This window comes from Natrinema sp. CRL1, from assembly GCF_059162405.1.
In genome coordinates this window covers 409,983-432,984 of the sequence record NZ_JBLVOY010000001.1, presented here as the reverse complement: position 1 = coordinate 432,984, position 23,002 = coordinate 409,983, and the positions used below count along the sequence as shown (strand labels likewise).

Genomic DNA, 23,002 nt, shown 5'->3' with positions numbered 1-23,002 from the left:
TCGAGATGGGGGGTTAGGATTCAAACTCGGCTAGCAAAGCCTGTGTCCCGGCGATCGGTGTTCGAACGAGAAGCATCGGATTTGCAGGCGAAAAAGACGCTGAATTACGGACACCCGATCGAGGCCGCGATCTCTCGCAGCGGGTCGTCTTCGACCAGACTCGAGACCTCGTAGCTCACGCCGCCGCAGTCCCAGAAGATGCTCTGGATCCGGCCGTCCCGGTAGTAGGCCGTTCGGCCGTCGATCTCGACCTCCTCGAGGAGGGATGGTTTGAACCGAGGCTCCTCGCGGACGACGATGAAGAGTTCGCGGGCGACGACGTTCGGATCGTCGTACCACAGCGTCGTCGTCGTGCCGCCGTACTTGTCAGCCCGCTCGACGACGGTGATTCGATCCGAGAGATATGCCCCGGGGAGATCCGAGTCCGGCAGGTCGTACGGGACCGCGTCCTCGGCGTTCTCGATCGAGTCGAAGATCCCCGACGGCTCCGACCCGTCGGTGACGACGTCGGCGTCTGCCGGCGGCTGGTAGGTAAACGTCTTCGGCTCGAGGTCCGCGTCGATCGCGAGGTCTTCGTACGTCACGGTCAGGTCGTAACGAGTCTCCTCGCCGTCGCGGACCGCGTTCCGTTCCTTGACCGGATACCGATACTCGTCGTCGATCCAGAGCGTCCGCGAGACGTCTAGGTCCTCGAGATCGCCCGACGACAGCGGGACGGCGTAGGTCGTGTCGCCGACGACGAGATCGATCCGTCGCCCGGTTTCCTCGAGCGGTGGCCGCGTCTCGACGACGTGTGCGTCGCGTCCGTCGACGATCGCCGTCCCGCCGTAGCTGAGCCGGTACTCCGCGAGGAGGGTCTCGAGTACCTGCAGCGTGCGATCGGCGTCGAGTTTGCTCCCGTGAAACTGGACGTCTACCAGGTCCGTCTCCGGATTGTACTCCCACGTGACCTCCCGGTTAGTCACGATGACCGAGTCGGCCGGCACGTCCGGATCGGTCGACTCGAGGACCTCGATCCGCTGTTTGGCCGGCGGCTCCCGGGCGATCCGCTCCGTGCGCTCGACGGTGTCGTCCGGCGTTTGGACCGTCACGGTTCGCCGGGCCTCGAGGTCGGTCATGTGGCGGCGCGTCTCGATCGCATCCCGGACGAAATCAGCACCCGAGGGTGAGTCGTCGGCCGGCGAACTAACGCAACCGGCGAGCGCGATCGCGGCTCCCGCTGCCAGAATCCGACGACGGTTCATATGCGGTGATTACCACCTTTATTGATAAGTTTGTGGGTTCGAATCGATCCGGGCTAGCCGGGATCCCCGGGATTATGTGGGCCGGCGTCACAGGTCCGTGCATGAACGTCGACGTCGACCTTTCCCCGCTTCGCGAGCGGTTCGCGGCCGAAGGCGCAGACGGCTACCTGATCGACGACGATGCCTCGGATTCGGACCAGCGGTACGTCTCCGGCTTTACCGCCCCGGATCCCTACCAGACGCTGGTGACTCGAGACGGGGTCCACCTGCTCGTTTCCGGGCTCGAGTACGGGCGAGCGAGCGCGGACGCGAACGCCGACTCGGTCACCCGACGAGCAGCGTACGACTACCAGCAACTGGTCGCCGACCACGGCCAGTACGAGGGGAAGATCCGCATGCTCGCTGCCTTTCTCGAGGACCACGAGGTCGAGTCGGTCGCGGTCCCGCAGAACTTCCCGACGGGGACCGCGGACGGCCTCCGTGAATTCGGGCTCGGCGTCACGGTCGAACGCGAAGGGGTCATCGCGACCATCCGCGCGACGAAAACCGACTGGGAAATCGACCAGATCCGGGCGAGCCAGCGGGCCAACGAGGCCGCGATGGCGAGAGCCGAGGAGCTGATCGCGACCGCCGACATCGAGGACGGGATTCTCGTCCGCGACGGCGAGGCGCTCACTAGCCAGCGCGTCACGGAAGAGATCGAGGTGACCCTGCTGCGCCACGGCTGTGGGCTAGACGAGACCATCGTCGCCTGCGGAGCCGACGGTGCGGACCCCCACGACCGCGGCAGCGGCCCGCTCGAGCCCGACGAACTGATCGTGATCGACATCTTCCCGCGGGACAAGAAGATGGGCTACTTTGCAGACATGACCCGCACGTTCGCCCGCGGCGACCCCGGCGAGGAGGCCCGCAGGCGCTACGAGGTCACCCACGAAGCGTACGAGGCCGCCCTCGAGACCGTCGAAGCCGGCGTGACGGGAGCCGACGTACACGGGGCGGCCTGTGACGTGATCGAGGACGCGGGCTACGAGACCCTGCGGAGCGATCCGAACACCGAGACCGGCTTCATCCACAGCACGGGCCACGGCGTCGGCCTCGACATCCACGAGGAGCCGAGCGTCTCGCCCGCCGGCGGCGACCTCGAGCCGGGTCACGTGATCTCGATCGAACCCGGTATCTACGACCCCGCGGTCGGCGGCGTCCGCATCGAGGACCTGATCGTCGTCACCGAGGACGGGTACGAGAACCTGACCGACTACCGGATCGGGCTCGAGCCGACCACCGACGGAGAACGGTAGACTGCCGCGGGTTCGGTGATGTATTGGTTCGGACCGGAATATCGGCTGATACTGCTATGTCAGTCGTCGTCCGCCGAATACGACGTGCCGGCGTTCGAGGGAGTTCCGGTCGATGCGCCTTCGGTCCGTTCTAGTACGGCGATCGTCCCCGCCGCGTACGCGACTAAGCCAACACCCGTGACGAGGACCCCGAGGCCGAGCCGTAGCTCCTCGGAAATCGGGAGCGCGGGACTCACACCCGTGAGAGCGGCGAGCGTAGCGAGCCCGACGCTGAGTCCCGTCCATCGTTTATCGGCCCACGTCTCGCCCGTGGCGTAGGCCGGATACAGGCGGCCGATGCGGAAGGTAAGTCCGAGCCCGCAGGCCCAGCACAGCCCGGCGACGAGCGCGAGGCTGCCGTATCCGCCGAGCCAGTAGAGCCCGGCCCCGATTCCGCCGCCGAGAGAGAGCGCGATGAGGGTGTGTCGACTGGCGCGTTGCATGGTCGAGGAAACGTTCGACCGCCAGATAAATGTAATCGAATATACGTTATGGGTGCTCGTCGTGAGCCTCGCTTCGGGTACTGAAACGGAGCCGGACCACGACGACTCGAGCCCTCAACGATAGCCGTCGTCGTCCGGCCCGCGTGCGGCGTCGATCCGCTCGAACTGGTCGTCGCTCAGTTCGAGGTCGACCGCGCCGACGTTCTCCTCGAGTTGGTCGGTCGTCCGCGCGCCGACGATCGGCACGCAGGTAAACCGGTCTTGCTCCATGAGCCAGCGCAACGACACCTGTGCGGGCGTGGCGTCGACCTGCTCGGCGACGGTCTCGACGGCCTCGAGTACCTCCCATGCTTTTTCGCTCGTGTAGCGGTCCTCGAACAGATCAGTGAGGCTGCCGCGGGCACCGTCGGGCGCGATGACGGTCCCGTCGTCGGCCCGCTCGTACTTCCCGGTGAGGAAGCCGCCGGCCAGCGGCGAGTACGGACAGACCGCGATGTCCTGATCGGCACAGACGTCGAGGTAGTCGCTCACGTCGTCCGTATCGGCCGCGTTGAACATCGGCTGGGTCACGTCGAAGCGCTCGAGGCCCTCGGCGTCGCTCGTCCACAGCGCCTTGGTGAGCTTCCAGGCGGCCATGCTCGAGGCCCCCAGATAGTGGACTTTCCCCTCGCGGACGAGTTCGGTGAGCGTCCGCATGGTCTCCCGGATCGGCGTGTTCTCGTCCCAGCGGTGGATGTAGTACAGGTCGAGGTAGTCGGTTCCGAGCCGTTCTAAGGTCCCCTCGATCTGGGCGCGGATGTGCTTGCGCCCGAGCCCGGAGTCGTTCGGTCCGGGTTCGCCCCGGCCGTCGAACGGGAAGTAGACCTTCGAGGCGAGGACGATGTCCTCGCGGTGGTGACCCCGGTCCTCGAGCCACTCGCCGATCCAGCGCTCGCTTTTCCCGTTCGGATCGCCGTAGACGTTCGCCGTGTCGATGAAGTTGATGCCGTGGTCCCAACAGGCGTCAAGCAGTTCGTGGGCCTCCTCGCGGTCGGTCTCGACGGTGCCGTCGCTCTCCTTCCCGAAGCGCCAGGTGCCGAAGCAGAGTTTCGAGACCGTCGTGCCCGTATCGCCGAGCGTGGTGTACTCCATGCGTCGCGGTTCATCCCCGAACGATAAAATGGGTGGGAAACCGGCGACCGATCGATACGTACGCACCTCGAGACCGTCGATTGGCTCGAAGTGGTCCGAGCCGCCGTTCGACCGTCATCGCAACGAAGACGTCGCGGCCGGTTTCGTCGCCGACAGTGCCCCGACTCGACTACCGCCGATGTTCCAGTTGCCGACGCCGACCTCCGAGCCGTCGTAGTCGGTCGAACCGAGCCGTCGATGGTCGTGTGTGATCGAGGTGGATCGTCACGAGTACGCCTTCTTCGAGCGATCCCGCCGACCCCAGCTTCCACGATCTCACGGCCATGCAGCGACGGACCGTCGATTTCAGAACGGCCCGCCGTGGACGACCCCTTCCATGACAGTTCGTTCGGCCCGCCGAAGCAACTCCCCCGCCGTCCCGCTCGAGCAATCCAGCCGATCCGCGACGTCCTCGAGGGACCCATCCCGGGTCGCGTGGTAGTAGCCGCAGTCGACGGCCGCGGAAACGGCTTCGAACTGGCGCTGGGTCAAATCCGCCCGCGTGTCGATTCGCCCGGCGCAGTACTTCCCGACCGAGCGGACGTCGACGCGCGCCGTATCGGCCACGTCGTCGACAGCTGTCTGGATCGCCTCGTCGGGACCGACCGCCGTCAGTCGTATCGTCCCGTCGTCGCGGAACGCTACCGGCGGGATGACGATCAGCCCCGGTTGTTCGACCGCGTCCACGAACGTTCGATCGGCCCCCGTCAGCGACTCCCGCACGTACAGGTAGAAGGAATCGTCGCGACACGGTGCGATCTCGTAGTCGAGCAACGTGGGTGCGTCCTCGAGGGCGTGCTCGTAGGGGACTCGCGGACCGTCGATGTAAAACAGCATCGCGTGTTCGTCGCCGTACTGATGGCCGTAAAGCAGCCTCGATGCGGTATACCCCTCGTGTTCGACGATGAACTGGTGCATCGGATGCTGCTCGGCCGGTGGTCGCTGGAGGGTCACCTCGAGATAGCGCATTTCGCTGCTCGAGATACGTTCGCTGGCGCCTACAAAGCTACCGTCTCGATGGACCGGCGGCCGGCAGACGGCAGACGGCGGACCGAACGCCGTGACGATATGGTATAAACGCCCCTCATATATGCGGAGCAAGTCGAACGCTCGTCCCGGACGATGCTCCGCATGTCATGACGACTCCACGGATGCAGCCGACTCGTGACGCGGAGTGGCCGGACGTTCGAACCGAGGGGAGCGATCTAATCCGGGCGGCTGGTGTCGCGGGTGCAGGCGGCGCTGGCTTTCCGTCCTACGCGAAGTGGACGAACCTCGACGCGGTCGATTCCCTCCTGGTGAACCACCAGGAGAGCGAACCGAACTACTACATCGACAAGTGGCTCGGAAAGACCCGGGCGGAGACGTTCGCCGCGCTGTTCGACGCCCTCCTCGAGCAGGCGTTCGATCGGATCGTCGTCAGCGCGAAGTGGAAAGACCGCGACGAACACGTGCGAGAGCTCGAGACCGAGACTCGTGGCACGGTGATCCGGCCAAACGAACTCCCTTTCGACAGGGACGCGAAATCGGGCGTCGTGTTCGCCTACACGGAGAACAAGTACCAGTACGGGATGGAGAGCGTCCTCCTCAAGACCGTCGACGGCACGGTTATCGGGAACGGCCTTCCCACCGATCACGGTTGGCTCGTGCAGAACACCGAGACCCTGTATAACATCTCTCGCGCGTTCACCGACGGCACACCCGTGACTCGCAAGTACGTCCACGTCAGCGGCGACGTGCCGCGGGATCGGTTCCTCGAGGTCCCGATCGGCACGCCCGCGTGCGAACTGCTGCGAGCGACGGGGCTTCCGCCCGAGTCGCTGCCGTCGGACGCCGTGATCGCCGACGGCGGGCCGGGCTGGTGTTTTCCCGCCGATGCGCCGCCGGCTGACTACGGCGTCCGCAAGCACACGAACTGCCTGCTCGTCCTCGACGAAGCGACCGTCGCGGAAAATACGTACGGTGAGGGCCGAACCGACGTGCTCGAGGAGTACGAGTGGACCGATCGAGAGGTGGAGTCCGAACCCACCGCGACGATCGAACCGTCCCGCGTCCGGATCCCGCTCGCGACGAACCTCGAGCCCGACGTCGTCGAACCAGCCGATCCGATCGTCGCTGTCGGCGATCGGGTCGAAACCGGCGACCGGATCGCAACCCCGCGGTCCGACGGCATCAGTAACCCACAGCACGCGTCTATCGGCGGCGAAGTGACGGCGGTGTCCGCGTCGGCTATCGAGATCGAATCGCTCTCGAACGGGTAGCGAGCGCAGCCGCGGTGCGCCGTCGCGCACTGACCCGGTGGGCTGGCTCACACCGAATCCCGACGAATCAGCGGAACGACGGCAGCACGTCTTCCTCGTAGAGTTCGATCGCCTTCTCCTGTTCCTCGCCGATCTGGTGGACGTAGACGTGATCGTAGCCGGCGTCGATCGCCTGCTCGATGCTGTCGATGTGGGCCTGCGGGTCCGGCTCGGTGGTCGTGCCGGCCTCGGCGATGTCCTCCTTCTCGACCATCTGGGCCGCCTGTTCGAAATGGGCCGGCGTCGGGAGTTCCTGCCCGAGTTCGCCCGGAATCGAGCCGTTTGGCCACTGCTCGAGGATCGTCTCGATCGCTTCGTCCTCGCTGTCGGCGTAGCAGCCGTGGAGTTGCGTGTATTTCGGGCCCTCGCCGCCGGCGTCCTCGTAGGCCTCGACCGGCTCCGATTTGGGGCCGGAACACCAGAGGCCGTCCGCTGTCTCGGCGACCCACTCGGCCGTCTGCGGGCCGAACGCGCTCCCGATCGTCGTCAGCTGCTCGTCGGGCACGGTGAAGAGTTTCGCGTTCTCGACCGTGTAGTACTCGCCGTGGTGACTCGTCGTCTCGCCGGTCCACAGCGAGCGCATCACGTCCATCGCCTCGTCTAGCATCTCGAGGCGGACGTCGTGTTCCGGCCAGCGCTCGCCGGTGACGTGTTCGTTCAAGTTCTCGCCGGTGCCGACGCCGAACGTAAACCGGTCGCCGAGCATCTCGTCGACGGTGGCGACCGCGTGGGCGACGTTGACCGGATGGATCCGGATCGTCGGACAGGTGACGCCGACACCGACCTCGATCTCGTCTGTCACCGTCGCGATCCCGCCCAACGTCGACCAGACGAACGGTGACTCGCCCTGTGCGGAGACCCACGGGTGAATGTGATCCGATATCGAGAGGAAATCGAAGCCGGCTTCCTCCGCCTTGCGGGCGATGTCGACCAGTTCCTGCGGACCGAACTCCTCGCTCGAGAGGGTGTAACCGAGCTGTGGCATTCCCGATCCGCTATCACGGACCGACGGGTAACGGTTGCACCTGCGAGGGCAAGAGCGCGTGCGCAGTTCGGAAGTGCGCAATCCGGAACGAACGAAGTGAGTGAGAACCGGGGTGCGAACCGGACCCCAGCCATGCAAATGCTTGCGAGAATCGAACCCCTTACCCGCCGTGCGTGGGAACCGCTCCGTATGGAAGCCGTAGTCGACGCGACGGACCTCGAGAAGCGCTACGGCGAGACGACGGCGCTCGCGGGGGCGTCGCTGTCCGTCGAGGCCGGCGAGGTCTTCGCGCTGATCGGCCCGAACGGGGCCGGCAAGACGACGCTTGTCCGCGCGCTGACGGGAACGACCGATCCGGACGGTGGGACGGCACGGATTCTCGGCGAGACGCCGTCGGCCGTCGACCGCGACCGGCTCGGCGTGTTGCCACAGGAGTTCTCGCCGCCGGCCCGGCTCACCGCGCGCGAACTGCTGGCCTACTATGCGGGACTCTACGACGACGCGCGGGATCCTACCAACGTGCTCGCGGACGTGGGTCTCGTCGACGCCGGCGAGACGTGGTACGAGAACCTCTCGGGCGGCCAACAGCGACGGGCCTGCGTCGGCTCCGCGCTGGTCAACGGCCCCGATCTGCTCTTCCTCGACGAGCCGACGACCGGCATCGACCCCGCCGGACGCCACACCGTCTGGCGGCTGATCGAGGACCTCGCCGACGCCGGGACCACGGTGGTTCTGACCACCCACGACATGGCCGAGGCCGAACGCCTCGCCGACCGCGTCGGCCTGCTCGCCGACGGCCGCCTCGTCGCGCAGGGAACCCCCGAAGCGCTCGTCCGCGACCACGGCGGCTCGAGCCGGCTCACGGTCGAGACAGCCGCCGATCCGGACGCCTTCGCCGACCTCGAGTACCCGGTCGAACGCCCGGAGCGCGGTCGAAACCGCAATCCGGAGAACGCGGTCGTCGTCAGGGATATCGACCCCGCCGCGATCGGCGCGGTGGTCGACTACCTCGAGGCGCGGAACATCGAGTACACCGAACTCTCGTGGGCCGAACCCGACCTCGAGGACGTCTACCTCTCGCTGGCCGACACGGCCGAACGCGAGCGGACGGACCGACTCGAGGGCGAGCGCGGAGCCGACGACTCCGACCTCGCGAACGCGGGTGAGACGGCATGAGTCGGCTGGGGCGCGTAGGGGCCGAAACGAGCGCCGGCTGGCGGTCGTTCGTCCGCCGGCGGACGGCGGTCTTTTTCACCTTCTTCTTCCCGGTGATCCTAATCGTCATCTTCGGCGCGCTCATTCGGACCGATCCGACCGGCGAGGGGCTGTTCACGGAGCCGGCGGCGTACTACGTGCCGGGCTATCTCGCCGTCGTCGTCCTCTTTACACCCCTCTCGCGGATGGGCAGCGAGGTCGCACGCCACCGCGAGGGCAGCCGCTTCGAGAAGCTCGCGACGACACCGCTTTCCCGCGGCGAGTGGCTGCTCGCCCAGATCGTCGTCAACGCCGTCATCATCGGCCTGGCGAGCCTGCTCATCCTCGGATTAGTGATCGTACTGACCGGCGCGGAGATCGCGTTCTCGCCGTTTCTGGTGCCGTACATCCTCGTCGGCGTCGTCTGCTTCTGTAGCGTCGGCGCGATGCTCGGCAGCTTCACCGGCTCCCAAGACGGCGCGGTCGCCGCCAGCAACGCGATCGGGCTCCCGCTGCTCTTTCTCTCGGAGACGTTCATCTCGCTCTCCCAACTGCCCGGCTGGTTCGAGCCGCTGGTGAACCTCTCGCCGCTGACCTACTTCGCGCGTGGCGTGCGGGCCGCGACTTACAGCGACGCGGGGACGCCCGCGGTCGCCGGCGTCGACCCCGTGCTCGCGAACCTCGCGATTCTCGCCGTCCTCGCGGTCGTCGCGTTCGCGATCGGCGCGTGGTCGATTCCCCGGACGGACTGACTGCGGGGCTGAGACGAATCGACAGCGAACGATTCTCCGCCGCGAGAACGAACCGATTTACGCCCGGCACTCGAATCGCCGCCAACCAGTATGCGCTCAGCCCACCCTACGGAGCAGGCCGTCGGCATGGACCACTACGTCAGCGAGACCGACGGCGTCGGCGGTCGCCTGCGCGAGGACGACGCGGACTTCCGGGTGCGCGAACTCGAGCGCTTCGAGACCGAACCCGTCGACGCGCCGACGGACGCCTATCCCCACCTCGTCTTTCGGGCGACGCTGCGAGGGTGGGACACCAACGATTTCGCCTCGCGGCTCTCCGACGCGCTCGGCATCTCCCGCGAACGGGTCAACTGGGCCGGCACGAAGGACAAGTACGCCGTGACCACCCAGCTGTTTTCGGTCTACGGGGCCGATCCCGCCGACCTCCCCGAGATCGACGGCGTCGAGCTCGAGGTGCTGGGCCGCGCAGGACGGAACCTCGAGTTCGGCGACCTCGCGGGCAACGAGTTCGAACTGGTCGTCACCGATCCCGAGCGACCCGACAACGCCGCGGCGATCACCGACGAACTGTGCGATTTCGGCGCGCTCGAGAACGGTGGTAGCGGCGGTGAGCGAAGCGATTCCGCGACGGCGATCGGCGTCCCCAACTTCTTCGGCCAGCAGCGCTTCGGGAGCCGCCGGCCGGTCACGCATAAAGTGGGCCTCGCGATCGCCCGCGACGACTGGGAGGGCGCGGTGATGGCTTACCTCGGGAATCCGACGGACGCCGAACCCGAGGGAACGCAGGAAGCCAGAGCCTTCGTCGAGGAGACGCGAGACTGGCAAGAAGCCCTCGAGCGGGTGCCACACCGCCTGCGCTACGAGCGGTCGATGATCCACGCCCTCGCCGAGTACGACGGTGAGTCGGGTCCCGAACAGTTCAGAGCGGCCCTCGAGCGGGTTCCCTCGAACCTCCAGCGGCTGTTCGTCCACGCGGCCCAGTCCTACGCGTTCAACCTGATGCTCTCGGAACGGCTCGAACGCGGGCTGCCCTTCGATCGCCCCGTCGCGGGCGACGTGGTCTGTTTCTCCGATACCGACGCACCCGACGGGCTCGCACTGCCCGACACCGACCGGCTCCAGCGCGTCGACGAGCGGCGGGTCGACTCGGTGACCCGTCACTGCGAGCGCGGCCGGGCGTTCGTCACCGCGCCGCTGGTCGGCACCGAGACCGATCTCGCCGACGGCGAGCAGGGCGAGATCGAGCGGAGCGTTCTCGACGATCTCAGCCTCGAGCCCGCGGACTTCGATCTCCCCGGCGAGTTCAATTCGACCGGCACCCGGCGAGCCATGCTCCTCCGGACGGATCTGGCCCTCGAGACCGAGCCGCTGACCCTCGAGTTCGCGCTGCCGAAGGGGTCGTACGCGACTGTCGTCCTCCGGGAGTACCTGAAGGTCGATCCGGTCGATCTCGGCTGAGCGAACTGTGACTGACGCCAGTTCCCGGCGATCAGCGCCGACGCGAGCGGCGACACGACACAATCTTTAGGTCGTTGTCACGAGTACCGACGCGACGAATGGACACCGCGACTCACTGCGCGCCGAATCGGGCACCCTCTCGAGCATGATCGGCACTACCGGAGACCGCGAGATCGTCGACTGGCGGAAGACGACCGAGGACGGAGAGACGGTGTACGAGATCGAGTACGACGGGCCCGCCCCGCAGCTGACGGGCCGATCGAAGTCGCTGTTCGGCGCGAGCAGCGGCGGGACGGTCCCGGCCGGCGAGCAGTACTACCAGCTTCCGGACGGCAACGAAATCGCCGCGACCGAGGCAGCGTTCGAGACCGACGGACACACGTTGCGGGTCCGCCGCCAGCAGTCGATCGTCGCCCGCCTTCGGCGGTATCTGCCGTGGTGACGGCCGCGTCCAGTACAGTTAAATTCCTGTCACAAATCTCGGTATACATGCTCGAGTCCTACTCGCTGTTCCTGTCGGCGATATACGTCGTACAGGGGCTACTGGGCTGCTTCGAACAACGGATCTACAGCGACACGCAGCGAGCGCGCGCACCGCTGGTCTCGAGAGTCCATCTCCTCGTTTCGATTACGGTCACCGTCGTCGGCGTTGCCAGCGCGTTCTGGGTTCGCCTGAGCGGACTCCCGACGATCTGGTATCCGATGATCCTCTCGTGTGGACTGTTCGTCCAGATCGTCGTTCAGAGATGGATGTATCGCGCAATGGGCGTCCGTCACAGTCCGGTGATCGACCGCGTTTCGGCGCGTCTGCACTGACTACTGCTTCGAGCCGTCCGTTTCAGAGGTAGGTTCGGAGAATCGCACCGAAGCCGGCGGCTCCGATACAGACCGCGATAAGGCCGCCGATCCCGGTTACGGCGAGTGCCCCGCTGAGACACGCAGCGACCAGCAGCGGCTTTAGCCAGCCGTCGTTGCGACCGACCAGTCGGTCGGCGATGGCGAGGTAGGCGATCGCGCCGCCGATCGCCCACACCAGATACGCGACGACGATGAGCGGGGCCGCCAACAGGATGCCGATGATCGTGATGACCAAGAGTAGTATCACGAAGCCGAGCGCGAGCAACGAGATGATCCCGTACGCGAAGGTTCCGACCGGGTCCTCGAGCACGTCCGCCATCATCCGCTCGGTGAACTCGGGAGCGACGGCGACCAGAATCGCGCCGACGACCAGCGTGGACAGGAACGCGCCGATCGCGCCGCCGAGGAGTCCGTTCGTCGTCCCGATATCGACGTTGACGCCGGGGTCGGTCTGTGCGAGCAGCGAGGCGATCCGTGGCCAGTATTCGAAACCGATCATACACCTCCTACGAGCTACGGATACGTAAACCGGACTATCACGACGGTCGTGGATTCGCTGACAGGCTTTTGCCCGCTCGAGCCCTCTTGGACCTATGCACAGCAAACGGCTGCAGCGGGAGATCGACGACCTCGTCGCGCAGGGCTGGACGATCGACGAAGAAACCCCCGACCGGGTCGTGATGGTCGACCGAGAATTCGGCTCGGTTGGATCGCACGTGTTAGTCGCGCTCCTGACGGTCTGGTTCTCGATGGGGCTCGGCAACGTCGTTTGGGGCGCGTACAACTACGTCTCGCGGTCACAGCGCCGGGTGCTATGGGAAGACGCCGTCGACTGCCCAGGCTGTGGCGCGAACGTGCCGGCGTCGGCCGACTACTGCCCGTCCTGTGGCGAGGGCCTCGAGTCCGCCGTCGAACGCGATCGGAGCGAGGGAGTCGCCTGTCCGGAGTGTGATGCGGTCGCCACTGCGGGGTCGCGATTCTGTCCCGCCTGCGGAGCGAAACTCGTGGGTGCACACGGGACCGAACCCGCGGAGGACCGAACTGATACGTAGCTCGCCCGCCATCGGACGAACGAGCAATGGAACTGGATTCGGACCCTCACATCCTCCTGACGAACGACGACGGGATCGACGCGCCCGGGATCCGGGCGCTGTACGACGCGCTCTCGGCGGTCGGCACGGTCACGGTCGTCGCGCCCGACCGGAACCGGAGCGCGGTCGGCCGGTCGCTGTCTTACGGCCGGACGCGGTCGGCCGACGACGACGACGGCGCGCTGGACCTCGAGGCCGACTCGTTTACCTCACTGGTCCCCCACGCCGACCACGACCTCGGCTACGCCGTCGACGGCACTCCCTGTGATTGTGCCATCGTCGGCGTCAAGGCCCTCGAGCCAGCCCCCGATATCGTCGTTTCGGGCTGTAATTCGGGGGCGAATCTCGGCACGTACGTCTTCTCCCGATCGGGGACAGTCAGCGCCGCCATGGAGGCCGCCTTCCTCGGGACGCCCTCGATCGCCGTCTCGATGGACACGCTCGGCCACGACGCGACCCTCGAGCCGGCGGACTTCGAACGAACCGGCGAGATCGCCGCGAAACTGGTCGACGGCGCGCCCGGGACCGGATTGTTCGACCGCGTAGACTACCTGAACGTCAACGTGCCGCGGCCGGAATGCGAGCCAAACGGCGTCGAACTGACTCGGCCGACCGATGTCTACGAAATGGACGGAACCTTCGAGGACGGCCGATTTCACCTGACCAATCGGCTCTGGCAACAGATGGCAAACCGGGACATTCCCGACCCCGAGGACACCGATCGACACGCCCTGCTCGAGGAACAGGTCTCGATATCGCCGCTCAGAGTTCCCTACGAGGTCGTCGACACGGACGCCGTTCGAACCATTCTGAGCAACATTCTGTGATCGCAGTCACTCTCGAACCCGATTCTCTCGAGAACCCTACGAATTTAGACGGTCGGCTCACAAGGGGCAGGTGAGCAATCGATGTCGGACGGTAACCACTCCGCGGGAAACGACGATCGGGAGCGGGATCGAGAGCAGGTCCCCTCGAGTCCGCCGAGCGACATCGGCCCGGCAACCGGAACGAAACGGGACGCCGATTCGGTCGTCGCTCACAGCGGCGATGGGATGACACCCGACGGCAACGCTGGAACGGAGATGACGACGGATACGGAGGCGGAATCCGAGCCGACATCGGCGATCGCACCGGACGATCCGCGGTCGACGCGAGCGATCAAAGACGCGGTCCTCGCGGACGTGAAGGCGTCTTTCGACGACCGACCTGACGAGGCGTTTCCCGGTCGCCCGTCCGACGCGTTCATCGAGACGGAGTTCTTCGATTTCGGCTACCTCGAGGCCTACGAGGAAGTCGAGCGCTACTGGGTGAATCGGCCGTACGCCTACGTGACGATACTGTACGACGAGGCGACCAACACGAATCGGTACCACGTCGTCGAACCCGACTTGGACGAGTTCGAGGAGTACGTCCGCGAGGACCTCATCCGGTCGCTCCGGAGCGATCTGATGTACAAGGAGTTCGACGGCGAGGTCGACCGGGCAGCGGCCTTCGACGAGGAGGTGCCGCGAGTCATGCGAGAACACGCCGCGACCGTCGGCGACGGCTCTCTTCAACAACTGCTCTACTACCTGCGGCGGGACTTCGTGAACTACGGGAAGATCGACCCGATCATGCGCGACCGTAGCGTCGAGGACATTTCCTGTGACGGCGCGGCGAAACCCGTCTTCGTCTACCACCACGGCTACCGCGACCTGCGGACGAACCTCGCGTTCAGCGACGACCGGCTGAACGCGTACGTCGTACGCCTCGCCCAGCGTGCCGGCAAGCACCTCTCGGTGGCCGACCCGCTGGTCGACGCCTCGCTGCCCGACGGCTCCCGGGTCCAGCTCACCCTCGGCGGCGAGGTGACGACCCGCGGTGCGAACTTTACCGTCCGAAAGTTCGCCGACGTTCCGTTTACCCCGGTCGACTCATCAACTGGGGCACGTTCAGCCTCGAGCAGATGGCCTACCTTTGGCTGGCCGTCGAGAACAACGCCTCGCTGATGATCGCCGGCGGCACCGGGTCGGGGAAGACGACCAGTCTCAACGCGGTTTCGATGTTCGTCCCGCCGGAGAGCAAGGTCGTCTCGATCGAGGACACGCCGGAGATCACGCTGCCCCACGACAACTGGATTCAAAGCGTCACCCGAAAGGGAATTACGGGCGGGAGCGGCGCTGTCGGCATGTTCGACCTCCTGCAGGCCGCCCTGCGCCAGCGGCCGGAGTACCTTGTCGTCGGCGAGATCCGGACCGAAAGCGACGTCGCGCTTACGTTCTTCCAGTCGATCGCAACCGGCCACACGGCGTATACGACCTTCCACGCGGACTCCGTTCGGGGACTGTTGAGCCGGCTTCGAAACGAGCCGCTGAACGTCCCAGCCCAGATGATCGGCAACCTCGACATCGTCGCCATTCAGCAGCAGACGACCCACGAGGGCAAGCGCGTCCGGCGCAACAGGCGGCTCGTCGAGTTCACCCCCGATGAAACCGACACCGACGATATCGAACCCCACGAACTGTTCCGGTACGACCCTAAATCGGACGGGTTCGAACAGGTCGCCGGCTCGACTATCCTCGGGACCATCGCCGACGAACGGGGCTGGACCCCCGGCCGCATCGAACGGGAACTGAACCGCCGCGAGTCGGTCCTCGAGTACTTACTCGAGTCGGAGATCACCGACTACGAGAGCGTCGCCCGCGTCATTCAGGGCTTCATTCGCGATCCGGAGTACGTCCTCGAGGAAGTCCGCGCCGGCGACCTCGATCCCGACGCGATCGCGGTGACGGAGGCCGACGACTGAGCCGTGACCGACCGCGATCGGAGCGATGACGGCGACCGCAGCCCGTTCGACGACGACCCCGAACGCGGGGCCGACGAACCCGCGTTCCGCGAGCCGTCCCTCGACGAGGAGACGGCCGCGGCGGTTCTCGAGGACGCCCTCGGCAGCGAGTCGATGGGGGCGCCTACGGCCGATTCGACGAGCCTGTTCTCCGAGTCGGAGGATAGAACGGCAGATACCGAGCCGGGAGAGACACAGGTCGACGGCATTCCGGGCGACGAGGTGGGCGATACCGAACCGGAACCGGAGGAGGCCCTCAGCCAGCCCCTCGCCGACGAGCGCCAACTCGGGGTCGAAGAGCAACGCGAACTCCGCGACGCCTACGGCCGCATCCGCGCGTTTTTCAAGACGCGGCCGGAGCGCTACCGCGGGCTCCAGCGGCGGCTGAAGCAGGCCCGATTCCGGGATACCTACGACGAGTACCTGACCGACAGCGTCCGGTTGGCGGGGGTCGCCGCGGTCGTCGCCGGCATCGCGGGCAACCTCGTCCTCGTCGCGCTGGCGCTAACCGGGTCGATGGACGGCGTTTTGGGTCCGCTGTTCGGCCTCTCCGGGCGCGTCCAGGAGGCCTTCCTGGCGAACCCCCTGATCGTGGCGGCGCTGCTGGTTCCGCTTGGCTGTTCGGTCGTCGCCGCAGGCGGCGTCTGGATCGGGCGGAACTACTACTACCCGCGAAGCGTCGTGGCGGCCCGCCGCCGGAGCATCGCGCTCAATCTGCCCTACGCGATCACGTTCATGTACGCGCTGTCCAGCGGCGGGATGAACTTCGTCGAAGTCTGTCGCCGGCTCGGGGACAGCGAGGAGGTCTACGGCGAGGTCGCAAACGAGTTCGACCTCGTCGTCCGCGAGATCGACCTCTTTGGCAACGACCTGCTGCAGGCGCTGGACAACGTCCGCACGCTCACGCCCAGCGACGATCTCCGGCGGTTCCTCGACGACCTGCTCGGCGTCCTCGAGTCCGGCGGCGACCTCGAGACGTTCTTAGAAGAGGAGGCCGAGGAGACCCTCGACGACGCGCTCGAGGAACAGGCGTCGTTCATCGAGACGCTCGGCGTGCTCAGCGAAGTGTTCGTCGTCGCGTTCGTCGCGGCCCCGCTCTTTCTGATCGTCGTGTTGATGGTGGTCAGTTTCTTGGGCTCGGAGACAGTCGGCCTGATCGCAACCCTCGTCTACGTTGTCTTCCCGCTGGCGATGGTCGGCTACTTCCTCGGCGTCGACCTGCTCTCTCGGCCGTATCAGGAGCCGACGGCCAGCCTCGCGGTCGAAGAGACGCGGACGGTCCCGACCGAGTCGGTCGCCGACGACCCGCGATTTCCCGCCTACCAGCGGTCCAAGCAGGAGACCGGTTTCCGGGCGTTTCTGTCGGACCCGTTCCGCGCGATCCGTCGGCGTCCGATCCTGTCGCTCGGGATAACGGTGCCCGCCGCGGTCGCCGTCGCCGGCGTCGGGATCTGGACCGGGCTCGCCGAGCCGACGGCTGCCGGCTTCCTCGCCGCGCCGCTCCGGACGACCGTCGGGCTCGTCGTCGCCCCGCTGGTGACGGCGACCGCGCCGTTGATCGTGCTCCACGAGCGCGAGCGCCGGCGGACGAAACTTATCACCGAGCGGTTCCCCGACGTGTTGAGCATCCTCGCCAGCGCGAACCAGATGGGCATGGATGTCGTCGACGGGTTCGATCTGGTCACGCGCTGGGCGAGCGGCACGCTCGCCGAGGAACTCGATCGGGTCCGCAACGACATCGCGTGGAACCACGACCTCACCCGCGCCCTGCTTTCCTTTGCCGACCGGCTGAACGTCCCCCAACTGACCCGGACGATGACGCTGGTCGCGGAGGGCTCTCGCTCGAGCGGCGACCTCAACGGGCTGCTCGAGATCGCGGCCGCGAACACCCGCGCGCAGGCCAAACTCGTCCGCGAGCGCCGACGCGAGGTGGGCTCGTACGTCGCTATCGTCGTCATCGGCTTTCTCGTCTACCTGCTGGTCATCGTCATGATCAGCGCGAGTTACCTCGCGCCGATCGCCGAACTGGCGGCCGAAACCGACGCGAGCGCGGCCGAGGGACCGGTCTCGCTGGGTGCGATCCCCGTCGAGGCGTACGAACTCCTCTTCCTCCACTCGGCGCTCATTCAAGGGTTCGGGAGCGGACTGATCGCCGGCAAACTGGCCGATAACGACATTCTCAGCGGTCTCAAATACGGACTGGGGCTGGTCGTGCTCACCGTCGTCGCCTTCTTCCTCTTGGTGTAACCATGAACGGACTCACGTTACCCGGCCGGCACGGCACCGACGCGACATCGACAGCGGCGACCGACGGGTCTTCGAGACGCCGCCGGACCGATCGAGCCGTCTCGCCCGTCATCGGCGCGATCCTCATGTTCGCGCTCGTCCTCGCCGTGCTCGCCGTCCTCCAGACGACCGCGATCCCGGCGCTCAACGAGGGCCTCGAGTTCCAGCACAACGAGCGGGTTCGGACCGACGTGGGCACCCTCGACGAGACCGTCGAACGGGTTGCGGCGACCGGCAACGGCGAGACGGCGTCGATCGAAAGCGGACTGCGGTACCCGCCCCGGCTGTTCTTCATCAACCCACCGCCGGTCTCCGGGACGGTCCGGACGACCGAGACGGGGACGATCGAGATCGGCAACGCGTCCGCGTCGGGCGAGACCGGCGACTACTGGGACGGCACGTCACGGACGTTCCAGACCCGCTCGCTCGAGTACGTCCCGGACTACAACGAGTACGGGAGCGCACCGGTAACGGTCGCCGAGCCGTGGGTCGTCGCCGACCGCTTCGAGGAGACGACGCGGGCGACGACCGAGCAGGACCTCGTCGACGGCCGCCGGCTCGATCTCGTCGCATTCCAGGGGGAGCGTTCCACCTCGAGCGCGGGCGACGTTTCGATCGCCGTCGAGCCGACCAGCGCGCCGGCGCGGACGGTGACGGTCCGAGACGACGGCGAGCCGGTCACGCTGACGATCCCGACCCAGCTTCCCGAAGACGAGTGGGAAGACCTCCTCGAAGACGAGCTCGATCCAGCGGGTGAGACCGGAAACGGCCGGTACGTGACTGGTATCGACTGCCAGCGAGCGGCCCCGGAGCCGTGCGGGGAGTTGACGTTGACGCTCGAGCAGGGGGCGACCTACGAACTCCGGCTCGGTGCCGTCGCGATCGGCAGCGGCGTCGACGAGGAGGCGGAAGCGTATCTGACCGATATCGACGGCAACGCGACGGCGGTCCCGGAGACCGGCCGCCAGCGACTGGTCGTCGAAGCCCGCGACCGCTTCGACAACCCCGTCAGCGGCGTGACGGTGTCCGGCGGTGTCGACGGCGACGGCTCCGTGCGAGCCGTCGATCCGGTCACCGACTCCGAGGGCCGGGCGACGTTCGTCTACGAGGCTCCCGCCGATATCGACGGGAGCAGCGATATCGAGGCGACGCTTCGCTTCGACGAACGTGCGGACGCGGAAGTCGCGTTCGACATCCGCGTGATGGACCGCGACGGCGACGGTTCGGGTGGCGGCTCGGACGGCGGTGGCGGGGGGACCGGCGACGAATCCGGATCGTCGCCGACCGCCGCGATCACCGCCGTGAGCGAGAACACGAACGGTAATCAGGACCGCTACAGCGTCTCTCTCGAGGCAACCGACGCCGACGGGAACCTCGAGTCGGCCGAATTCGAACTTCGGAACCCTGACACGGGCGAGCGGATCGACGCGGCGACGGCGGATCTCGGCGGTGACCGCGATACCACGACTCGGACCCTGCGCGCTCGAGGGAGCGAGCAACTCGCGGCGTATCGGATCGTCGTCACCGCGATCGATACGGACGGCAACGCTGGACGCGCCGAGACGACCGTGAGCGGGAGCGGCTCGTAGCTCGAAGCTGGAACCGGACCGACGTTGCTCCCGAAACCGCCTGATTCCGGCGCGTTCGTCGCGTGAAACGGCTCCGACTCCCATCGCCGTCGAAAACAGGCCTGTTTTACCTGTGTCTCCCGATGCGTCGATATGGAGTGTCGTCACTGCACGTCGCCGCTCGAGAAACCCGGGGACTTCTGTCTGGTCTGCCGGGAGGCAAACACCGAGGCGATCGTCCTCGAGGCGGCACGCGACAGGGCGACCATCACGATGCTCGCCGGCGAACCCGACGAACCGGCCGATCGAGACGCCGACGAACAGGTTCTCGGCGAGACGACGATCACGACGACGCCGGAGGAGGGCGAAAACGAGCCGATCGAACTCCGGAACTTCGCGGGGCTGATCGGCGACGAGATCCGGCGAAAACGCCCCGAAGAGGTCTACGCCGGCGGCGTGCGAGCGGTGATTCGCGCCGTCCGCGACGACGTTCACCACCCGTTCTACCGCGTCGACGAGGACGAACCCGTGGCAGCGGTCCTCGAGCGCCGCGGGTCTCGCGCGCTCGACGTGGTCGAGACGCCGCCGGCCGAGAAGATCAGCGGCAGTCACTCGACGCTGATCGGCGGCCGGACAGGAATGCGGGCTATTCACGCCGTCGCGGATCACCCCCACGTCAAGAAGGTGATTCCGGGCCCCATCGACGCCGGCGGGAAGGGCTCCCAATCCGGCATGCGCGCGAAGGTGACTCGGGCCGACGATGGCGGCAACGTTCGCATGCTCTTGCGAGACGGCTCGAGCGTACAGGAAAACCGTGTCGTGACGACCGCTCGCGACCGGGAGATGGGCGAGCGAATTCGAGACGATCTCAACGACGTGCTCGCAGAGGCGGAGTTCCAGTAGCCACTCGTCGCCCGCCGTCGACACGGACCGCTAGCCATCGATGTCGATTCCGCGATCGGGAGACTCTCGAGGCAAATATTGTGTCGAGCCGATGGCAGTGACAGTTGCTGCTGGTTGTCCGAGCCTTATCGGGACGGCCGTAATTAGATATAATTAGCCATGCTCGAGCGACCGGACGCCGTCCTGACCCTGATTCCGCTGTTGGCGACGAGCGGTCTCGCGGTTCGGACGCTGCTCGCGGCCCCGAGTATCAGCCCGGGACTGCTTACCGCGCCGCTTGCGATCGCCGGCTACCTCGCTGCGCTAGCGCTCGTCTTTCTCGAACTGCTGGCGTGGCCGGTCGCCGAGCGAGTCGGCGGGTCGTGATCGGATCGGCGAGGCATCGGCAGCCCGCGAGAGCCGTCACGACTCAACAGGTTTAAGAATCCGCTGGCGGTAGTGAGCACTACTATGGCCAAGAAAGGACAGGTCGGTAGCGCTGGCCGCTTCGGCGCCCGCTACGGCCGCGTCGCACGACGTCGCGTCAGCGAGATCGAAGACGACATGGAAAACGCGGAAGTCGACGGCGACGACGTCACCCGCGTCGGCACCGGCATCTGGAAGAACGAGGAGACCGGCGAGGTCTTCACCGGCGGCGCGTACCGTCCGGAAACCCCCGCCGGCCGCACCGTCCAGCGCTCCATTCGCGCTGCCCTCGCAGAGGACGACGAATAACGCGTCTTCAGGTCCCGCATGAGTTACAAATGCTCTCGCTGTAAACGCGACGTCCAGCTCGACGAGTACGGCGGCGTCCGCTGTCCCTACTGCGGCCACCGCGTGCTCCTGAAAGAACGCAGCCGCGACGTCAAGGAAGTCGACGTCCAGTAACCGCGCGTGCCTTCTCACGACGCGACCCTCGAGTTCGACTACGAGACGCCGTCGCGTGCTCGACTCGTCGCCGAGAGCGTCGCCCGCGAAATCGGCGAAATCGACGACGAGCGCTCACAGACGACTATCGACCGGGAAGGCACTCGTATTTATGTCGAGATCGATGCCGACGATGTCATCGCGCTCCGAGCGGCGCTGAACACGTGGTTTTCACTAATTGACGTCGCGGAACGGACCGCCGACGTGGGCGCAGCGGTTCTCGAGTCGGACTAAGATCGCGGCCTCCGTCTGATTGGTCTCTATCGATAGGTCCTCGTCCCGTAGCCGATCGCATCTCGAGCGATCACGCCGACCCGACCCTGTACGGGCAGGCAGCGCGGTCTTTACCCTCGTTTCCGAACCGACGGTATGGCCGAACGGGAGGGAACGTGGCTCGGACTGCGCCGGGACGCCAAGCCGCTGGTGATCGCCGGACTCGCGCTCGGGATCGGTCTGGGTGGCTTCTTCGACGGGATCGTCTTTCACCAGATCCTCCAGATCCATCACATGCTCTCGTCCTACCCCGACTCGAGTATCGCGACCGACCTAGAGCTCAACGTGATGGCAGACGGGCTCTTTCACCTCGCGACGTACGTCTTTACGATCACCGGCGTCGTGTTGCTCTCTCGAGCGTGGCGGTTCCACTCGGTCCCGAACTCCGGGCGAACGCTGTTCGGTGCGGTGATCATGGGCTGGGGCGTGTTCAACGTGGTCGAGGGTGTCGTCGATCACCACCTGCTCGGACTGCACCACGTCTGGCCCGCCGGCCCCGGCCCGATCATCCTCTGGGACGCGGCCTTTCTGCTCTGGGGCGTGCTCTTCCTCGTCGGGGGCTATCTCGTGATCCGGACCGACAGCGCTGCGACGCCGACAGCGGGCGACGACGCGGTCACAACGGACGGACGCGGGTCGAACTAAAGCCGACCCGACCGGCTGCCGGCTCCGCCGCCGACCGGAAGACAAAGCTGGTCTTTATCAGTCCGGAGGGCGACGGTCGAGATATGCAAGGAAACCTGCCGCCCGAGGCACAGGAGAAAATCGAGCAGCTTCAGGACCTACAGGAGACGGCACAGGAAGTCGCCGTCCAGAAACAGGAAGCCGAATCGAGTCTCACCGAGGCCCAGAACGCTCTGGACGAACTCGAGAACATCGACGAGGGAACGACGATGTACCGAAACGTCGGCGAACTCCTCGTCGAGACCGATTACGATCAGGCCGAAGAGGACCTCGAGGACAAGGTCGACTCCCTCGAAATCCGTCTCGAGACCCTCGAGAAACAAGAAGAGCGCGTCCAGGACCAGTTCGAGAGCCTGCAGGAGGAACTCGAGGACCTGCTCGGCGGCGGCATGGGCGGCGGTCCGGCCGGCCCCGGCGGCCCGGGCGCTGGCGGCGCGTAAATGCCGACTGACGAGCCGTCGGACGAGACCGTCGTCCAGACGGCGGCCGACGCCGCGGAAGGCGTCATCTTTTCACAGTACAAACAGTCCGAGGTGCGCGATTACGACGTGACCGTCGTTTTCGAGGACGGCGTCCTCGAGGTCGACGTCTACCTCAACGCGCCCGCGGACGACGAGGCCGATCCCGACCCCGAACAGATCGCCGACGACGCCGCGCTCGCGGCGCGACACGCGGTCGACGAACTGTTCGAGGCATAACACGCGGCCGCGTTTCGAGTCGCTGTCC

General features: G+C 66.4%; 25 protein-coding genes and 1 pseudogene. 20 read left to right on the top strand and 6 right to left on the bottom strand.

Features of this window, described 5'->3' with window-relative positions; translation table 11 throughout:
• Positions 1 to 104: 104 nt before the first annotated feature.
• Positions 105 to 1,244 (bottom strand): LolA family protein, encoded by a 1,140-nt coding sequence (locus tag ACJYUO_RS02380; protein WP_494343809.1) that lies wholly within the window; start codon positions 1,242 to 1,244, stop codon positions 105 to 107.
• Between the two features lie 101 nt (positions 1,245 to 1,345).
• On the opposite strand from ACJYUO_RS02380, the gene ACJYUO_RS02375 reads away from it, so the two are divergent.
• Positions 1,346 to 2,542, top strand: coding sequence for a M24 family metallopeptidase (locus tag ACJYUO_RS02375; protein ID WP_494343808.1), 1,197 nt, complete (start codon positions 1,346 to 1,348; stop codon positions 2,540 to 2,542).
• A 59-nt stretch (positions 2,543 to 2,601) separates the two neighbouring features.
• Here the strand turns inward: ACJYUO_RS02375 and ACJYUO_RS02370 are convergent, their stop codons facing one another.
• The 3 genes from ACJYUO_RS02370 to ACJYUO_RS02360 all read right to left on the bottom strand — a co-directional run bounded on the left by ACJYUO_RS02370 (position 2,602) and on the right by ACJYUO_RS02360 (position 5,163).
• Complete coding sequence (locus tag ACJYUO_RS02370; protein ID WP_494343807.1) at positions 2,602 to 3,024, bottom strand: sterol desaturase; 423 nt, start codon at positions 3,022 to 3,024, stop codon at positions 2,602 to 2,604.
• 114 nt (positions 3,025 to 3,138) lie between these two features.
• Positions 3,139 to 4,155, bottom strand: a complete 1,017-nt coding sequence (locus ACJYUO_RS02365) for an aldo/keto reductase (RefSeq protein ID WP_494343806.1) — start codon at positions 4,153 to 4,155, stop codon at positions 3,139 to 3,141.
• A 345-nt stretch (positions 4,156 to 4,500) separates the two neighbouring features.
• Positions 4,501 to 5,163, bottom strand: coding sequence for a helix-turn-helix domain-containing protein (locus tag ACJYUO_RS02360; protein WP_494343805.1), 663 nt, complete (start codon positions 5,161 to 5,163; stop codon positions 4,501 to 4,503).
• A 167-nt stretch (positions 5,164 to 5,330) separates the two neighbouring features.
• Here ACJYUO_RS02360 and ACJYUO_RS02355 point away from each other — a divergent pair, with 167 nt between their 5' ends.
• Positions 5,331 to 6,455, top strand: a complete 1,125-nt coding sequence (locus tag ACJYUO_RS02355; RefSeq protein ID WP_494343804.1) for an NADH dehydrogenase subunit — start codon at positions 5,331 to 5,333, stop codon at positions 6,453 to 6,455.
• Between the two features lie 67 nt (positions 6,456 to 6,522).
• On the opposite strand, the gene ACJYUO_RS02350 is transcribed toward ACJYUO_RS02355, so the two are convergent.
• Positions 6,523 to 7,479, bottom strand: a complete 957-nt coding sequence (locus tag ACJYUO_RS02350; protein WP_494343803.1) for a TIGR03557 family F420-dependent LLM class oxidoreductase — start codon at positions 7,477 to 7,479, stop codon at positions 6,523 to 6,525.
• A 189-nt stretch (positions 7,480 to 7,668) separates the two neighbouring features.
• On the opposite strand from ACJYUO_RS02350, the gene ACJYUO_RS02345 reads away from it, so the two are divergent.
• The 5 genes from ACJYUO_RS02345 (at position 7,669) to ACJYUO_RS02325 (ending at position 11,699) form a co-directional block, all read left to right on the top strand.
• On the top strand, positions 7,669 to 8,655 hold the full coding sequence (locus ACJYUO_RS02345; RefSeq protein WP_494343802.1) for an ABC transporter ATP-binding protein: 987 nt from the start codon (positions 7,669 to 7,671) through the stop codon (positions 8,653 to 8,655).
• Positions 8,652 to 9,425, top strand: a complete 774-nt coding sequence (locus ACJYUO_RS02340) for an ABC transporter permease (RefSeq protein WP_494343801.1) — start codon at positions 8,652 to 8,654, stop codon at positions 9,423 to 9,425. Before ACJYUO_RS02345 ends, ACJYUO_RS02340 begins: the two co-directional genes overlap by 4 nt.
• Before the next feature lie 90 nt (positions 9,426 to 9,515).
• Entirely contained in the window at positions 9,516 to 10,883 is a 1,368-nt protein-coding gene (gene truD, locus ACJYUO_RS02335) for a tRNA pseudouridine(13) synthase TruD (protein WP_494343800.1), read from the top strand.
• A gap of 145 nt (positions 10,884 to 11,028) precedes the next feature.
• Positions 11,029 to 11,325: a hypothetical protein gene (locus ACJYUO_RS02330; RefSeq protein WP_494343799.1), complete on the top strand. Its 297-nt coding sequence runs from the start codon at positions 11,029 to 11,031 to the stop codon at positions 11,323 to 11,325.
• Positions 11,326 to 11,372: 47 nt separating this feature from the next.
• Positions 11,373 to 11,699, top strand: a complete 327-nt coding sequence (locus ACJYUO_RS02325; RefSeq protein ID WP_494343798.1) for a hypothetical protein — start codon at positions 11,373 to 11,375, stop codon at positions 11,697 to 11,699.
• Positions 11,700 to 11,721: 22 nt separating this feature from the next.
• On the opposite strand, the gene ACJYUO_RS02320 is transcribed toward ACJYUO_RS02325, so the two are convergent.
• Entirely contained in the window at positions 11,722 to 12,240 is a 519-nt protein-coding gene (locus ACJYUO_RS02320; protein WP_494343797.1) for a DUF8173 domain-containing protein, read from the bottom strand.
• Positions 12,241 to 12,334: 94 nt separating this feature from the next.
• Between ACJYUO_RS02320 and ACJYUO_RS02315 the strand changes: the two genes are divergently transcribed.
• From ACJYUO_RS02315 to ACJYUO_RS02255, 13 genes and pseudogenes are all read left to right on the top strand, one after another.
• Entirely contained in the window at positions 12,335 to 12,793 is a 459-nt protein-coding gene (locus ACJYUO_RS02315) for a zinc ribbon domain-containing protein (RefSeq protein ID WP_494343796.1), read from the top strand.
• A gap of 26 nt (positions 12,794 to 12,819) precedes the next feature.
• Positions 12,820 to 13,659 (top strand): 5'/3'-nucleotidase SurE, encoded by an 840-nt coding sequence (surE, locus tag ACJYUO_RS02310; protein WP_494343795.1) that lies wholly within the window; start codon positions 12,820 to 12,822, stop codon positions 13,657 to 13,659.
• An 81-nt stretch (positions 13,660 to 13,740) separates the two neighbouring features.
• Positions 13,741 to 15,617, top strand: a pseudogene (locus ACJYUO_RS02305) (type II/IV secretion system ATPase subunit).
• Positions 15,618 to 15,620: 3 nt separating this feature from the next.
• On the top strand, positions 15,621 to 17,903 hold the full coding sequence (locus ACJYUO_RS02300; RefSeq protein WP_494343794.1) for a type II secretion system F family protein: 2,283 nt from the start codon (positions 15,621 to 15,623) through the stop codon (positions 17,901 to 17,903).
• Positions 17,904 to 17,905: 2 nt separating this feature from the next.
• Positions 17,906 to 19,531, top strand: a complete 1,626-nt coding sequence (locus ACJYUO_RS02295) for a cadherin repeat domain-containing protein (RefSeq protein WP_494343793.1) — start codon at positions 17,906 to 17,908, stop codon at positions 19,529 to 19,531.
• A gap of 132 nt (positions 19,532 to 19,663) precedes the next feature.
• A complete protein-coding gene (locus ACJYUO_RS02290) occupies positions 19,664 to 20,413 on the top strand; it encodes a DUF2103 domain-containing protein (RefSeq protein ID WP_494343792.1) in 750 nt (249 codons plus the stop codon).
• A gap of 159 nt (positions 20,414 to 20,572) precedes the next feature.
• The gene (locus ACJYUO_RS02285) at positions 20,573 to 20,779 is read left to right on the top strand and encodes a hypothetical protein (protein WP_494343791.1); all 207 of its coding nucleotides are present in this window, start codon (positions 20,573 to 20,575) and stop codon (positions 20,777 to 20,779) included.
• An 84-nt stretch (positions 20,780 to 20,863) separates the two neighbouring features.
• Positions 20,864 to 21,127, top strand: a complete 264-nt coding sequence (locus ACJYUO_RS02280; protein ID WP_006429482.1) for an eL43 family ribosomal protein — start codon at positions 20,864 to 20,866, stop codon at positions 21,125 to 21,127.
• 18 nt (positions 21,128 to 21,145) lie between these two features.
• The gene (locus ACJYUO_RS02275; RefSeq protein ID WP_006181151.1) at positions 21,146 to 21,280 is read left to right on the top strand and encodes a DNA-directed RNA polymerase subunit P; all 135 of its coding nucleotides are present in this window, start codon (positions 21,146 to 21,148) and stop codon (positions 21,278 to 21,280) included.
• Between the two features lie 6 nt (positions 21,281 to 21,286).
• Entirely contained in the window at positions 21,287 to 21,553 is a 267-nt protein-coding gene (locus ACJYUO_RS02270) for a KEOPS complex subunit Pcc1 (protein WP_494343790.1), read from the top strand.
• Between the two features lie 135 nt (positions 21,554 to 21,688).
• On the top strand, positions 21,689 to 22,237 hold the full coding sequence (locus ACJYUO_RS02265; protein ID WP_494343789.1) for a DUF2243 domain-containing protein: 549 nt from the start codon (positions 21,689 to 21,691) through the stop codon (positions 22,235 to 22,237).
• Between the two features lie 83 nt (positions 22,238 to 22,320).
• Positions 22,321 to 22,716 carry a prefoldin subunit beta gene (locus ACJYUO_RS02260; protein WP_494343788.1) on the top strand — a complete coding sequence of 132 codons (396 nt, stop codon included), beginning with the start codon at positions 22,321 to 22,323 and terminating at the stop codon, positions 22,714 to 22,716.
• Positions 22,717 to 22,974 carry a DUF3194 domain-containing protein gene (locus tag ACJYUO_RS02255; RefSeq protein ID WP_494343787.1) on the top strand — a complete coding sequence of 86 codons (258 nt, stop codon included), beginning with the start codon at positions 22,717 to 22,719 and terminating at the stop codon, positions 22,972 to 22,974. It begins immediately after the preceding gene.
• The last annotated feature ends 28 nt before the right edge of the window (positions 22,975 to 23,002 follow it).

Coding starts and splice junctions, on each gene's coding strand:
- ACJYUO_RS02380 (WP_494343809.1), bottom strand. CDS start 1,244: ATGAACCGTCGTCGGATTCTGGCAGCGGGAGCCGCGATCGCGCTCGCC.
- ACJYUO_RS02375 (WP_494343808.1), top strand. CDS start 1,346: ATGAACGTCGACGTCGACCTTTCCCCGCTTCGCGAGCGGTTCGCGGCC.
- ACJYUO_RS02370 (WP_494343807.1), bottom strand. CDS start 3,024: ATGCAACGCGCCAGTCGACACACCCTCATCGCGCTCTCTCTCGGCGGC.
- ACJYUO_RS02365 (WP_494343806.1), bottom strand. CDS start 4,155: ATGGAGTACACCACGCTCGGCGATACGGGCACGACGGTCTCGAAACTC.
- ACJYUO_RS02360 (WP_494343805.1), bottom strand. CDS start 5,163: ATGCGCTATCTCGAGGTGACCCTCCAGCGACCACCGGCCGAGCAGCAT.
- ACJYUO_RS02355 (WP_494343804.1), top strand. CDS start 5,331: ATGACGACTCCACGGATGCAGCCGACTCGTGACGCGGAGTGGCCGGAC.
- ACJYUO_RS02350 (WP_494343803.1), bottom strand. CDS start 7,479: ATGCCACAGCTCGGTTACACCCTCTCGAGCGAGGAGTTCGGTCCGCAG.
- ACJYUO_RS02345 (WP_494343802.1), top strand. CDS start 7,669: ATGGAAGCCGTAGTCGACGCGACGGACCTCGAGAAGCGCTACGGCGAG.
- ACJYUO_RS02340 (WP_494343801.1), top strand. CDS start 8,652: ATGAGTCGGCTGGGGCGCGTAGGGGCCGAAACGAGCGCCGGCTGGCGG.
- truD (WP_494343800.1), top strand. CDS start 9,516: ATGCGCTCAGCCCACCCTACGGAGCAGGCCGTCGGCATGGACCACTAC.
- ACJYUO_RS02330 (WP_494343799.1), top strand. CDS start 11,029: ATGATCGGCACTACCGGAGACCGCGAGATCGTCGACTGGCGGAAGACG.
- ACJYUO_RS02325 (WP_494343798.1), top strand. CDS start 11,373: ATGCTCGAGTCCTACTCGCTGTTCCTGTCGGCGATATACGTCGTACAG.
- ACJYUO_RS02320 (WP_494343797.1), bottom strand. CDS start 12,240: ATGATCGGTTTCGAATACTGGCCACGGATCGCCTCGCTGCTCGCACAG.
- ACJYUO_RS02315 (WP_494343796.1), top strand. CDS start 12,335: ATGCACAGCAAACGGCTGCAGCGGGAGATCGACGACCTCGTCGCGCAG.
- surE (WP_494343795.1), top strand. CDS start 12,820: ATGGAACTGGATTCGGACCCTCACATCCTCCTGACGAACGACGACGGG.
- ACJYUO_RS02295 (WP_494343793.1), top strand. CDS start 17,906: ATGAACGGACTCACGTTACCCGGCCGGCACGGCACCGACGCGACATCG.
- ACJYUO_RS02290 (WP_494343792.1), top strand. CDS start 19,664: ATGGAGTGTCGTCACTGCACGTCGCCGCTCGAGAAACCCGGGGACTTC.
- ACJYUO_RS02285 (WP_494343791.1), top strand. CDS start 20,573: ATGCTCGAGCGACCGGACGCCGTCCTGACCCTGATTCCGCTGTTGGCG.
- ACJYUO_RS02280 (WP_006429482.1), top strand. CDS start 20,864: ATGGCCAAGAAAGGACAGGTCGGTAGCGCTGGCCGCTTCGGCGCCCGC.
- ACJYUO_RS02275 (WP_006181151.1), top strand. CDS start 21,146: ATGAGTTACAAATGCTCTCGCTGTAAACGCGACGTCCAGCTCGACGAG.
- ACJYUO_RS02265 (WP_494343789.1), top strand. CDS start 21,689: ATGGCCGAACGGGAGGGAACGTGGCTCGGACTGCGCCGGGACGCCAAG.
- ACJYUO_RS02260 (WP_494343788.1), top strand. CDS start 22,321: ATGCAAGGAAACCTGCCGCCCGAGGCACAGGAGAAAATCGAGCAGCTT.
- ACJYUO_RS02255 (WP_494343787.1), top strand. CDS start 22,717: ATGCCGACTGACGAGCCGTCGGACGAGACCGTCGTCCAGACGGCGGCC.